General features: G+C 72.8%; 14 protein-coding genes. 4 read left to right on the top strand and 10 right to left on the bottom strand.

All coding sequences use genetic code 11. The features are described from left to right. Positions 1–39: 39 nt before the first annotated feature. Complete coding sequence (locus H299_RS0120660; RefSeq protein ID WP_027749961.1) at positions 40–618, bottom strand: TIGR03086 family metal-binding protein; 579 nt, start codon at positions 616–618, stop codon at positions 40–42. A gap of 39 nt (positions 619–657) precedes the next feature. On the opposite strand from H299_RS0120660, the gene H299_RS40000 reads away from it, so the two are divergent. Together H299_RS40000 and H299_RS0120650 are read left to right on the top strand one after the other, a co-directional pair. Continuing rightward, positions 658–939, top strand: a complete 282-nt coding sequence (locus tag H299_RS40000) for a hypothetical protein (protein ID WP_027749960.1) — start codon at positions 658–660, stop codon at positions 937–939. Positions 940–1,221: 282 nt separating this feature from the next. Continuing rightward, positions 1,222–2,094 (top strand): undecaprenyl-diphosphate phosphatase, encoded by an 873-nt coding sequence (locus tag H299_RS0120650; protein WP_027749959.1) that lies wholly within the window; start codon positions 1,222–1,224, stop codon positions 2,092–2,094. Between the two features lie 36 nt (positions 2,095–2,130). Here H299_RS0120650 and H299_RS0120645 read toward each other — a convergent pair whose 3' ends face one another. Further along, complete coding sequence (locus H299_RS0120645; RefSeq protein ID WP_027749958.1) at positions 2,131–3,324, bottom strand: CapA family protein; 1,194 nt, start codon at positions 3,322–3,324, stop codon at positions 2,131–2,133. Positions 3,325–3,685: 361 nt separating this feature from the next. Between H299_RS0120645 and H299_RS35265 the strand changes: the two genes are divergently transcribed. Next, positions 3,686–4,771 carry a DMT family transporter gene (locus H299_RS35265; RefSeq protein WP_051262673.1) on the top strand — a complete coding sequence of 362 codons (1,086 nt, stop codon included), beginning with the start codon at positions 3,686–3,688 and terminating at the stop codon, positions 4,769–4,771. A 24-nt stretch (positions 4,772–4,795) separates the two neighbouring features. Here the strand turns inward: H299_RS35265 and H299_RS0120635 are convergent, their stop codons facing one another. Next, positions 4,796–5,701: a Gfo/Idh/MocA family protein gene (locus H299_RS0120635; protein WP_027749957.1), complete on the bottom strand. Its 906-nt coding sequence runs from the start codon at positions 5,699–5,701 to the stop codon at positions 4,796–4,798. Positions 5,702–5,925: 224 nt separating this feature from the next. Here H299_RS0120635 and H299_RS0120630 point away from each other — a divergent pair, with 224 nt between their 5' ends. Further along, positions 5,926–6,375, top strand: a complete 450-nt coding sequence (locus tag H299_RS0120630; RefSeq protein WP_037759856.1) for a hypothetical protein — start codon at positions 5,926–5,928, stop codon at positions 6,373–6,375. Here the strand turns inward: H299_RS0120630 and H299_RS35260 are convergent. The 7 genes from H299_RS35260 to H299_RS0120595 all read right to left on the bottom strand — a co-directional run bounded on the left by H299_RS35260 (position 6,366) and on the right by H299_RS0120595 (position 12,519). Then, positions 6,366–6,860: a hypothetical protein gene (locus tag H299_RS35260; protein ID WP_037759854.1), complete on the bottom strand. Its 495-nt coding sequence runs from the start codon at positions 6,858–6,860 to the stop codon at positions 6,366–6,368. The genes H299_RS0120630 and H299_RS35260 overlap by 10 nt on opposite strands. 92 nt (positions 6,861–6,952) lie before the next feature. Further along, entirely contained in the window at positions 6,953–7,624 is a 672-nt protein-coding gene (ung, locus tag H299_RS0120620; protein ID WP_027749955.1) for a uracil-DNA glycosylase, read from the bottom strand. A gap of 129 nt (positions 7,625–7,753) precedes the next feature. Continuing rightward, positions 7,754–9,337 (bottom strand): ABC transporter substrate-binding protein, encoded by a 1,584-nt coding sequence (locus tag H299_RS0120615; protein WP_027749954.1) that lies wholly within the window; start codon positions 9,335–9,337, stop codon positions 7,754–7,756. Between the two features lie 288 nt (positions 9,338–9,625). Next, entirely contained in the window at positions 9,626–10,378 is a 753-nt protein-coding gene (locus tag H299_RS0120610; RefSeq protein WP_027749953.1) for an SDR family oxidoreductase, read from the bottom strand. A gap of 14 nt (positions 10,379–10,392) precedes the next feature. Then, positions 10,393–11,154, bottom strand: coding sequence for a 3-oxoacyl-ACP reductase FabG (fabG, locus tag H299_RS0120605; protein ID WP_027749952.1), 762 nt, complete (start codon positions 11,152–11,154; stop codon positions 10,393–10,395). Between the two features lie 136 nt (positions 11,155–11,290). Beyond that, positions 11,291–11,674, bottom strand: coding sequence for a DUF3037 domain-containing protein (locus tag H299_RS0120600; RefSeq protein ID WP_037759872.1), 384 nt, complete (start codon positions 11,672–11,674; stop codon positions 11,291–11,293). A gap of 14 nt (positions 11,675–11,688) precedes the next feature. Continuing rightward, complete coding sequence (locus H299_RS0120595; RefSeq protein ID WP_027749950.1) at positions 11,689–12,519, bottom strand: HipA family kinase; 831 nt, start codon at positions 12,517–12,519, stop codon at positions 11,689–11,691. Positions 12,520–12,569: the final 50 nt, after the last annotated feature.

Here is a 12,569-nt window from a genome sequence, read left to right as displayed (position 1 = left end):
CGCGGGCGGGCCAGGGCCGGGACCGTCGCCGAGGCAACCTCAGCGCGGTGCCGGAGCACTCCAGCGCGGATCGCGGCCGGTGGCGGCCAGGAGCTTCTCGAAGTCCGTGGCGGCTTCCTCCGCGGGCGCCGGAGCGGCGAACACACCCCGCTCACGGGCCGTCGGCGCCAGCTGCCCCACCAGCGGGGCGAGCCGTGCGACGGCCCGCTCGTCCGGGACGTAGTCCTGGCCGGTGGCGCGAGCCAGGTCCCAGCCGTGTACGACGAGGTCCAGCAGCACCATGCCGCCCACGACCTGGGCGGGCATGGACATGGCGCCCGTCTCGCCCTCCTCCGCACCCGGCGCGGCCCACGCCTCGGCCAGCAGCGCGGTCTCCCGGGCGAAGCGGTCGCGCCAGTCGCCGCGCACCCGCTCGGGGGTGCTGCCGAAGTCGGCCTCCTCCTTGGCGGCGAGCGCCTGGAAGTTCACCACCACCAGGAAGAGGTGGTTGAGCAGGTCCTCGACCTGGTAGTCGGCGCACGGGGTGGCCGCGTCCAGGTCGGTGTCGCCGATACCGCGCACCACGGGGACGGTCCGGGCCGCCGCCGCGTCGAGCAGTTCGCTGATGCTGTCCGTCATGGTGCCGACCCTACTCTGGGCCGAAGGCCGTACGGCCGCTTGAAGAAACGCGATACGACCGGGCCGCAGCGCGACACGCGGGGCATCGTCGGCGCCTCGGAACTGCTCGGCCGGGTCCGCTTCCGGCGCCGTGAACCGGCCGCGGCGCCACATGGGTGCTGCTGCGACTACCGCCTCCACGAGGCGCTGGAGCGCGCCGCCGCCGAGGACGCCGTCGGCCGGGCCTCGCTTGCCCTGGAACTGGACTACAGCGACCAGGCCCGCCTGGCCCGCGACTTCACCGCCACGGCCGGCGTCCCGCCCTGCGCCTACGGCCGCTGAGCGGGCGGGGCGCGCGGGGAGGCGCAGAGAGGGAGGTGCGCCCGCCTGCGCAGGCCCCTCGCCCGGGTCATTCACCGCGCGTACAGATTGGGGCGCTACGCTCCTGGCGGCCAGGACGCAAGCCTCTCCGCTCCTGTGCGCGCACACCACACACCGAAGCTGACACACTGTCAGCCGCGCGAGCAAAGGGTCAGCATGAGTACCCCGTCAGCCCACTCCCCGCCGCTGACCCGCAAGGGCACAGGCCGACCCCTGATCACCGTCTGGACAGCGTAGGAACACATGTCTTGGTTCGAATCATTCATCCTCGGGCTCGTCCAGGGGCTGACCGAGTTTCTGCCCATCTCCTCGAGCGCGCACCTGCGGCTCACCGCCGCCTTCGCCGGCTGGGAGGACCCCGGTGCCGCCTTCACCGCGGTCACCCAGATCGGCACCGAGACCGCGGTGCTGATCTACTTCCGCAAGGACATCGTCCGTATCGTCTCCGCCTGGTCGCGCTCGCTGACCGACAAGGCGATGCGGCGCGACCACGACGCCCAGCTGGGCTGGCTGGTGATCATCGGCTCCATCCCGATCGGCGTGCTCGGCCTCACCCTCAAGGACCACATCGAGGGTCCGTTCCGCGACCTGCGGCTGATCGCCACCACCCTGATCGTGCTCGGCGTCATCCTGGGCATCGCCGACCGGCTGGCCGCCCGCGACTCGCAGGGCGGGCGGCACCGCGCCGTCCGGCAGGGCAAGACCATCGAGCAGCTGACGGTGCGCGACGGCCTGCTCTACGGCCTGGCGCAGTCGCTCGCCCTCGTCCCCGGCGTCTCACGCTCGGGAGCCACCATCAGCGGCGGCCTCTTCATGGGCTACACCCGCGAGGCCGCCGCCCGCTACTCCTTCCTGCTGGCGATTCCGGCCGTGCTGGCCTCCGGGCTGTTCGAGCTGACCGAGATCGGCGAGGGGCACGTCTCCTGGGGGCCGACGCTCTTCGCCACGGTGCTCGCCTTCGTCGTCGCGTACGCCGTGATCTCGTGGTTCATGAAGTTCATCTCCACCCGGAGCTTCATGCCCTTCGTGATCTACCGCATCCTGCTGGGCATCCTCATCTTCGCCCTGATCGGGGCGGGCGTGCTGACCCCGCACGAGGCGGACTCGGCGGGCTGAGTCCGGGGCGGGAGGCATGGCGGGCGCGGGGCCGCGTCAGCGTCCCATGGTCAGGCCGTCCGCGCCCGCACCCCTGCTGAGCACCGCCTCCCGCACGCTCGCGCGGTCGCGGTCGCGCTGCCCCTGGCCGGCGCCGCCCGGATCGCTCCCCGCTCCCGCCCGGTCCTGGTTGAGGTGGGTCACCCGGTAGGGCGGCGCGCTCTCCATCCGGAACGGGATGAACTCGGCCTTGCGCACCGTCCACTCGCCCCCGTCCTCCCGCGGCGGGGCGAAGGTGAAGCGGGCGGCCGAGCCCAGCTGGCCGCGCGGGTCGTTCATCACGCCGGCGACCTGGTCGCCCAGTCCGTAGACGACCCAGGTGCCGTTGACCTTCTCGTACGCCTGCGGCACGTGGTTGTGGGTGCCCAGGATCAGGTCGACGTCCCGGCGGCCCGCACTGCGGGAGCGGGTGAGCCGGTCGGCCAGCTCCAGCTGCTGCGCGTTGGGCTTCTCCTGCCACTCGTCGCCCCAGTGCACGCTCACCACGACGACGTCCGCGCCGGCCCGCCGCGCGCGCCGGGCGTCCTTGATGACCTGCTCCGGGTCGAGGAGGTTGACCAGCCACGGGCGGTCGCGCGGGACCTCGATGCCGTTGGTGCCGTAGGTGTACGCGAGCTGGGCGACGGTGGCGCCGCCCGCCTCCCGTACGGCCGGTTCGGCGCGCTCCGCGGCGGAGCGTGCCGAGCCCGCGTGCCGCACCCCGGCCGCGTCCATCGCGCGCAGCGTACGGGCCACGCCCTCCGGTCCCGCGTCCAGCGTGTGGTTGGAGGCGGTCGAGCAGCTGTCGTAGCCGGTCGCCTTGATCGCCCGCGCCACCTGGGGCGGGGTCTGGAAGGCGGGGTAGCCGGTGAACGGGCCCCCGGCGGGACCGTAGACGGTCTCCATGTGGCAGATGGCCACGTCCGCGTCCGAGACCAGCGGTTCGGCGCCCGCCAGCATGGGGCGGAAGTCGTAGCCCGAGCCGTCCGCGTCGGCGCGCGCCTGCCGGATGATGGAGTCGTGGACGAGGATGTCGCCGGTGGCGACCAGGTCGAAGCCGCCGCGTGCCGCGTCGTCCGCGGACCGGGCGGCGGTGCTCCGGCCCTTCTCGGAGCCGTCGGCTCCGGAGGGTTCGTCGGCGCCGCAGCCGGCTGCCACGGCGAGCAGGGCCGCGGTGGCGAGCAGGACGCCGGTGCGTTTCTGAGGGCTCATCGGACTTCTCCAGGCTCGGAAATAATCAGATAAGCCCAATAACGTATGAATAAGGACCGCCTGCCAGGCGCGGGGGCACCGCTTGCGGCGAATGGCTCAGGATCTCCCTCCGCCGGGGCAGCCCGTGGGGCCGATGGGCGCGGACGGGGCACACGGGACACGCGGGCCGTGCGAGCGCGGATAGCGAGCGCCGGCCGGGTCAGCCACGATGTGTGGCGCATCCGCTGCCGGGCGTAGTGCGCGCGGTCCGTGTACTGCGCTGGCTGTACGCCAAGACTCCACTGCCAGACGACGACATCCGGGCTCCGGTGGACAATGGTGGAGTGATGAACAGGAAGCGCTCACTCCATCGGGACCGCCCATGAGTGCCCTGCTGTCCTCGATCCTGCTCTCCGTCGTGTCGGCCGTCTGCTACGCCGCCGCCGCGATCGTCCAGGAGAGGCTCGCGGCGACCACGGCGCCGAGCCGCTACGCCCTCCTCCGCAGCGGGCGGTGGTGGGTCGCCGTCGTGCTCAACGGCGTCGGCGCCCTGCTGCACGTGGCCGCCCTCGGCCTCGGACCACTGACCGTGGTGCAGCCGCTCGGCGTGCTGACGATCGTGATCGCGGCGCCGATGGCGGCCGTGATGGTCAAGCGTCCCGTCACCAGCACGGCCTGGCGGGGGATCGCCCTGGTCTCGGTCGGTCTGGCCGGGATTCTGACGTTCACCGGCGCACACCAGTCCCGGCCGCTGAGCGAGGCCGAGCAGTACGCGGTGGCCGGGGTCGCGGCCACCGCGATCGCGGGCTTCCTCGCCGCCGCGTGGGTGGCCAGCGGCGTGCGCCGCCCGGGCGCCCGGAGCGTGTCGCTGGCGATGGCGGCCGGTGTGGCCTTCGGTACGGCGTCGGTGTGCGTGAAGACGGTGGCCGAGGGCTGGGCGCTGACCTCGATCGCGGAGGCGCTGCCCGTGCTCCTGCTGATCGCCGTGTTCGCGGTCACCGGGCTCGCCACGGCCCAGGCGTCCTACCGGGGCGGCGGGCTCGCCGCCCCGCTGGCCACCGCCACCGTGGTCAACCCGGTGGTGGCCGCGGCCGTCGGCCTCATCCTGCTCGAGGAGGGCTTCCGCTTCGGTGTGCCGGGGGCACTGACCGCCCTCGCCGCCGCACTGCTCACCGGGTGGGGCCTGGCCATCCTGACCAGGGACAGCGTGGCCCGGCTCGGTGCTCCGGACAGCGGTCAGCCCGCGTCCGTGGTGATCCCCGGGCCCACCCCGCACACCGGCGGCGCGAGCGCGACCGAACCAGCCCCGCGCGGCGCTGCCGAAGGCCGGGGGGCGGTGTCCTCACCGGCCGCCGCCGCGTCCCCCGCGGCACCTGCACCTGCACCGCAGCAGGGCGCGGGTCCCAGCTCGCAGGCGATGCGGGAGGCTGCGGACAAACGGATCGCGGTGCCCACACAGCCCTGCTGAGGGCGCCGGCGGTGCGGGCCCGGGTCAGGCGCCCTGCTCCCGCGTCTCGGTGACGATCCGCTCGCACAGCTCGTGGGTGCGCAGCGCGTCCTGCGCGCTGAGCGTCCCGCCCGCCCGCACCGCGTCGAGGAAGGCGAGCACGACCTGCTCGACACCGCGCTGGCGGGCGACGGATACCCAGTCACCGCGTCGGCGGACACTCGGCTGGCCCTTGTGGTCGACGATCGCGGCCAGGTCGCGGACCTCGCGCTTCGCGTCCTGGCCGGAGACCTCGAGAATCTCCTCGGCCGACCCGGAGCGGCGGTTCATCGCACCGATGGCGGTGAATCCGTCACCGGCGAGCTGGAGCACCACGTGGTGCAGCAGTCCGTCGCGCACCCGCGCCCGTACGCCGATGTGGTCGACGGGGCCCGGGGCGAGGAACCGCAGCGTGTCCACGACGTGGATGAAGTCGTCGTAGATCATGCGCCGCGGGTCCTCGGGCAGGCCGACCCGGTGCTTCTGGAGCAGGATCAGGTCCCTGGGATGCTCGACGCACTGCGCGTAGGCGGGCGCGAAGCGGCGGTTGAAGCCGACGGCGAGGGAGACCCGGCGCCGCTCGGCGAGGGACACCAGCCGCTCGGCGTCCGCGAGTTCGTAGGCCAGCGGCTTGTCGACGTAGGTGGGCACCCCGGCGTCGAGCAGCGCCGTCACCAGCTCGGGATGTGCCGCCGTGGCGGCGTGCACGAACGCGGCGTCGGGCCCGGTCGCGAGCAGCTCCGCCACGGAGCCGTGCCGCTGGCCGCGCGGGACGCGGTACGCCTCGCCGAGGCGCTCGAGCGCGGCCGGGTCACGGGTGACCAGGTGGGGCTCCAGCCCCGGCTGGGCGGTGAGCACGGGCAGGTACGCCTTCTCCGCGATGCTGCCCAGCCCGATGATGCCGACCTTCACGCTGGCTCCCCTGAACGCTCGCTCCCCGGACACTCCGGCTCTCCCCGCCTGCGGCTCGCCGGCGGCCCGGACGCCCGGGCACCGGCCGTACCGCCCCGGCAGCATACGCGGGCCGCCCAGGGCCCGGGGCAGCCGCCCCGCACCGCGGACGGCGCCTGCGCGCCCCCGCGTTCACCCCTGTGGGGGCTATCCGCCGGGGGGCCTCGCCCAGCAGAGTTTCCCGAATGCGACGTGTGAAAGAAGCAGTACTGCTCGTGGGGGTCGCCGCCTCGGCGCTCTCCGGCTGTGTGACCGTGCCGGGCTCCGGGTCTCCGGACGGCGGCGATCGCCGGGACTCGGCTCCCGAGAAGGCCGGTGTGCCCACTCCGCGCAGCGCCAAGCCGACGGCGCGGCTGGGCGGGTCCCGGCCGGACCCGGAGCGGTCCCGCGCCGTGCGGCGCAAGGGGGCGCCTGCGGCCGATCCGCGCCCGGCCCCCGCGCCGAAGCGCGCCGTGCAGCCCGCGCCCGCGCTGCCGGGGGTGCCGCAGGTGGGCGGGGACGCCGGTAACCCGGCGCCGGTCCAGGTGCCCCCGGCCCGCGAGGCCGCCGGCGACGTGTGCGGGCTGGGGCAGCAGTACGGCCAGTGGGGCCCGGACAGCGCGGCGGCGCGCATCTGCCAGGAGAACTACGGCTGATCCATCCGCGCGATGCGCGTCTCCAGCCGCTCGATCGCGGCTCTGATCCCCCTGCCGTAGTCGTCCTCGGCCAGCGCCCCCGACGCTCCGTGCGCCCGGTGCAGCTCGCGGCGCGCCGAGCGGGTGTCGCCCAGCTTCACGTGGTCGGCCGCGAGGTTGAGGTGGAGCGAGGGGTACAGCGCCCGCACCGCCAGCTCATGGCGCCCCCAGGCCACCCGCTCCCCGGCGAGCGCGTCGGCGGCGGCCAGCGCACGACGGTCCCATTCCAGCTCGTCGGCCGGGTCGTCCTGGGTGTCCGCCATGTAGTGCGCGATGGTGCAGCGGTGGAAGAGGACGTCTCCGGGCGCCTCACCGCCCGCCTCCTCCCAGAGCCGGGCGAAGCGGTGCCGGGCCTCTTCCCGGTCACCGCCCCGGTGCAGCATCACCGCCTGGCCGATACGGGTCATCAGGGCGTCCTCGAACGCCCGCTCGTGCGGCTCGGCCACGGGGTGCCTCCTGCGGTACGCGTCACGCCGCACGTCTGGTCACGTCACGGCACTGGATCTCCGACGCTAGCGGGCCCCACTGACAACGCGGCTCAGGCGCCCAGGTCCGGGACGCGCCAGTCGATGGGCGCGTGCCCGTGCGCGGCCACCGCCCGGTCGATCTGCCCGAAGGGGCGGGAGCCGAAGAACTTCTTCGCGGAGAGCGGCGAGGGATGCGCCCCCTGCACCACCGCATGCCGCTCCGTGTCGATGAGCGGCAGCTTCTTGCGCGCGTACGCCCCCCACAGGACGAAGACCGCCGGGTCGGGGCGGGCGGCCACGGCCCGGATCACGGCGTCCGTGAACTGCTCCCATCCCTTGCCCTTGTGCGAGTTGGCCTCGCCCGCGCGCACCGTGAGCACCGCGTTGAGCAGGAGCACGCCCTGCTCGGCCCAGGGCATCAGATAGCCGTTGTCGGGCACCGGGTGGCCCAGCTCCTCGCGCATCTCCTTGTAGATGTTGCGCAGCGACGGGGGCGTGCGCACGCCGGGCCGCACGGAGAAGCACAGGCCGTGCCCCTGGCCCTCCCCGTGGTACGGGTCCTGGCCGAGGACGAGCACCTTGACCTGGTCGAAGGGAGTGGCCTCCAGCGCCGCGAAGACCTCCTCGCGCGGCGGGTAGACCGGCCCGCGCTCCCGCTCCTCGTCGACGAAGGCGGTCAGCTCCTTGAAGTAGGGCTTCTCCAGCTCCTCGCCGAGGACGTCCTGCCAGGACTCGGGCAGCATGCCGTTCACGCCTCAACCTCCGGTATGTGCGGGTGTGTTGATCTCAGTGCTGATCTCCACTGCTGAGCGCAACGTACCCGGCACCACTGACAGCGCGCCGTGCGCCCCTTCGGAGGCGCCGCCAGGCGGCTACCAGCTGGCTTTGCGGTGCAGCTCCCACACCTGCATGATCATCGATGGGTCGAGGCAGCGTTCGACCCCCGCGATCTCGCGTTGCGAGGCCACGTACACCCGCCCCTGCCACAGCGGGAGCAGCCGGGTGTCCTCCGCCAGCAGCTGCTGCGTCCTGGCGAAGACGCGGCTGGCCACGCCCCGGTCGCTCTCCTGGCGCGAGCGGGGCAGGAGGTCCTTGGTGATGGCGTCGTTCTCGTACGGGGTGCCCAGCACGTTGTGCCGGCCGACGAAGGGGGCGATGTAGTTGTCCGCGTCGGGGAAGTCGGGGAACCAGCCTCTGCCGAACACCGGGTATTCGCCCTTGGCGTAGCCCGCCTGGAACTTCTTCCAGGTGCGGCCGACGAGTGCGACGTCGAAGAGACCGGAATCCTCCAGCTGTCTCTCGATCTCCTGGAACTCGCGCTTCGCGGTGGCACCGTAACGGTCGGTGGCGTACCAGAGCGTGAGGGAGACCTTCTCCTCGATGCCCGCATTCCGGAGGATGGTCTGCGCTTTGCGGCGGCTCGGTTCTCCGTAGCGGTCGTAGAAAGCGTTTGTGTGCCCGGTGATGCGGGCGGGCACCATGGAATAGAGCGGCTCGGCCGTTCCCGCGTAAACCTTCCGGACCAGTGCCGCACGGTCGATCAACTGAGCGATCGCCCTGCGGACGGCCGGATTCCCCACCGGCTCGTGGCGGGCGTTGAAGACCAGATAGCGGATCTCCGTGCCCGCCATCTCGTTCAGGTTGATCTTGTCCTCGCCACGGGCCGCCGATTCCTCGAAGCGGGTGATCTGGCGCGGTGTCAATCCCCGGTAGATCACATCGATTTCGGCCGCTTCGAGAGCCTCCACCATGGAGCCGGAATCCTCGAAGTAGCGGATGGTGACCCGTGAATTGCGCCGGTCGGCAGGCCCCTGGTAGCGCGTGTTCCCGGTCAGCCGCGCCTCGCTCCCGTCCGCGTAGGACTCCAGCGTGTACGGGCCCGAACCGGTGATCCCGTCACCTTCGCGCAGTTCGCCGGCGGGGTAGCTCTCCGGGTCGACGAGGGCGGTGGCCGGGGTGGCGAGGACGAAGGGGAAGGTGGCGTCGGACCGCTCGAGGTGGAAGACGACCGTGTGCGCGTCCGGGGTGTCAATGCGCTCCACACCCTCCAACAGGGGTGCCGGGCCGGTCTCCGCCTTGATGCGGCGCACCCGCTCGAGGGAGTACTTGACCGCCCGCGCGTCCAGCGGGTTGCCGTTGGAGAATTCCAGTCCCGAGCGCAGCGTGCAGCGGAAGACCCGGCTTGCGGAATCACTGAATCCGCAGCGCCGCGCGGCATCCGGTTCCGGTGCACTGCTCGAGTTCGGAAAGTGCAGAAGGGTCTGGTACACATTGCGGAACAGCTCCCAGGAACCGTCCCAGGCTCCCGCGGGATCGAGCACACTGGGCGCGCTGGTCGTGCCGACCACAATGGTCTGGTCCTTTTCTTCGCCGCCCGGAAGTACGCCGCAGCCCGCGAGCAGGGATGCGGTCAGTACGAGCGCCGAGACGAGCCGAGGCAACTTCCGGTCATACACGTGCACGCTCCTGCGCCGGCCTGGATTCCTCTGCTGGTGGTGCGTTCCTGGAATGAATCGGCTGCCGGCGCGGGCAGGTGTTTCCGCGCATGCCACACTCGGGCATATGCCTGCGCGGACACGTATACCCGGCCGGAAGCGAGTGAGACCATACCTCAGCATTCGGCCGGGCAGAATGCATGGCATCAGATATTCCGCACGGGCTTTTCCTGCGCGCGCAGTTCGGGCGCCGGTCACGGTGGACCGGCGCCCGAACTGCGCGCGGAGGTGAAGCGGTTGCGGTGCGGGTCAGACGCCCGCGTTCAGGAAGAGCCCGCCGTCCACGACGAGGGCCTGGCCGGTGATCCAGCCGGAGGCGGCGGAGGTGAGGAAGGCGACCGCCCCGCCGATGTCGGCCGGTACGCCGAGCCGCCCCATCGGGTACCGCGCCGCGGCCTCCTCCTCCCGGCCCTCGTAGAGGGCGGCGGCGAACTTCGTCTTGACCACTGCCGGGGCCAGCGCGTTCACGCGCACCACGGGGGCGAACTCGTGGGCCAACTGCTGGGTGAGGTTGATCATCGCGGCCTTGCTCATGCCGTAGGCGCCGATGAAGGGAGAGGCGGAGACGCCCGCGATGGAGGCGATGTTGACCACCGTGCCGCCGTTGTCCCGCTGCCACGCGGCCCAGGTGCGCTGGGCGAAGCCGAGCGCGGAGATCACGTTGGTCTCGAAGACCTTGCGCGCGACCCCCAGGTCCATTTCCGCCATGGGGCCGAACACCGGGTTCGTCCCCGCGTTGTTGACCAGGTGGTCGATCCGGCCGAAGCGCTCCATGACCTGCTCGACGGCCGCCGCCTGGTGCGCCTCGTCGTGAGCCTTGCCGGCGGCGTACATGGCCCGGCCGGGCCCCAGCTGCCGTACCGCCTCCTGGAGGGCCTCCTCGTTCCGCCCCGTGACGCAGACCCGGTCGCCCCGGGCGACCAGCGCCTCGGCGACGCCGTACCCGATGCCCCGGCTGCTGCCGGTGATCAGCGCGACCTCGCCGGTCTCCTGCTGTGTCATGCGCAGTCCCTCCGTCAGTTGAGCGGGCCGCCGGCCACGTACATGACCTGGCCGGACACGAAGCCCGCGGCATCCCCGGCGAAGAAGGCGATGGCGTTGGCGACGTCCTCGGGGCGGCCGACCCGGCCCACGGGGATCTGCGAGGCGGCGGCGGTCTGGAAGTCCTCGAAGCCCATGCCCACCCGCTCGGCGGTGGCGGCCGTCATGTCGGTGGCGATGAAGCCGGGCGCGACGGCGTTCGCGGTGATGCCGAACTTGCCCAGCTCCTTGGCGAGGGTCTTGGTGAAGCCCTGCATGCCGGCCTTGGCCGCGGCGTAGTTGAGCTGCCCCCGGTTGCCGAGCGCGGAGCTGGACGAGAGGCTGACGATCCGCCCGAACCCGGCGTCGACCATGTGCGACTGGCAGGCGCGCGACATCAGGAACGCGCCGCGCAGGTGCACGTTCAGCACGGTGTCCCAGTCCGCGTCGCTCATCTTGAACAGCAGGTTGTCGCGGAGCACCCCGGCGTTGTTGACCAGGACCGTCGGCGCGCCGAGCTGCTCGCGGACCTGCTCGACGGCTGCCTCCACCTGGGCGGAGTCGGCCACGTCGCAGCCGACGGCGACCGCCTTCCCGCCCGCGCCGATGACCGTCGCGACGGTCTCCGCGCAGGCCGCCTCGTCCAGGTCGAGTACGGCGACCGCGCGGCCCTCGGCCGCCAGCCGGACGGCCGTGGCCGCGCCGATCCCTCGGGCCGCGCCGGTCACGATCGCGACGCGCTGCTCGGTGGTGGACATGCTGGTTCTCCTCGCCCTGGCACAGTGGTGAGCAACCGCTTAGTAGCTATGGCAGTCGTGACGCTAGAAGGCCGGACACGCGCTGTCAACGGTCGGCAGCGCGGCGGGGTTCGACACCGGCCTGCACAGGAGTCGCTCAGCGCACCAACAGGTCCAGCAGCCGCGCCGCCTCCGCCGCCGGGTCCGCGGTCAGCCCCGTGTGCACGGGACCGGGCTGCACGACGGTGCTGCGCGGCGCGACCAGCCACCGGAAGCGCCGCCCCGCCTCGTCCCCGGCCGCCTGCCCGGCGGCCGGTCCGCCCCGGCAGACGCCCTCGGCCGCACGCAGCGCCGCGCGCACCCCGGCGACGTCCGCGCCCGGGTCCAGCGCGCGCAGCCGCTCCTCGTCCAGATGGGTGTGGGCGGCGACGAAGGAGTGCGCCCGACAGTAGAGCGCGATCCCGGCGTTGATCCGTTCGCCGCGTTCGACGCGGGGGACGACGCGCAGCAGCGCGTACTCGAACACCACGCGGGGCGGCACGGGCACGGTGCGGGTCACTGGGCGTCACTCCCTTCCCGCTCCGGACGCCCCGTCAGCCAGCCGGGCGCCTGCGAGGGGCGGTCCTCGCTGCGCGCGCCGACGGTGACGCGCTCGTGGATCGTAGCCGCGCGGGCGGCCAGCACCTCGGTGTAGGCGCGGCGGAGCGCGTCGGGGCTCTCGAAGCCCGGCTCGTCCAGCAGCCACTCATCCGGCACGTCGGCGGCGCAGCGCGCCAGCAGTTCGGGGGTGACCAGGGGGGCGAGTGCGGCGGCGGCGCCGGGGACGTCGGGTCCGAAGGGGGCGAGGGCGTGGTCGGAGGCGTCGTACGGCTTGGCCGCCGCGGCGTGCGCCGTGGGCCAGTTGTGGTGCCAGATCAGGGCGGCCCCGTGGTCGATCAGCCACAGGTCCCGGTGCCACACCAGCATGTTGGGGTTGCGCCAGGACCGGTCCACGTTGTTGACCAGCGCGTCGAACCAGACCACCCGGCCCGCCTCCGCAGGGCTCACCTCGTAGGCGAGCGGGTCGAAGCCCAGCGAGCCGGGCAGGAAGTCCATGCCGAGGTTGAGGCCGCCGCTGGCCTTGAGCAGCTCCTGCACCTCTTCGTCGGGTTCGCCGGGACCGATCACCGGGTCGAGCCGCACCCCTACCAGCTCCGGCACGCGCAGGCCCAGCCGCTGGGCGAGCCGGCCGCAGATGATCTCGGCGACAAGCGTCTTGCGGCCCTGGCCCGCCCCGGTGAACTTGGTGACGTAGGTGCCCAGGTCGTCGGCCTCCAGCAGGCCGGGCAGCGAGCCGCCCTCCCGCAGGGGCGTGACGTAGCGGGTGGCGGTGACTTCGGGGAGCATTGCGCCAGGCTATACGGCGGAGAACCCCTGACAGGGTGGGGCGAGGGCCC

This window comes from Streptomyces sp. CNH287, assembly GCF_000424825.1.
Note: the sequence above shows the minus strand (reverse complement) of the source record. Positions and strands in the feature narration are given on the sequence as shown.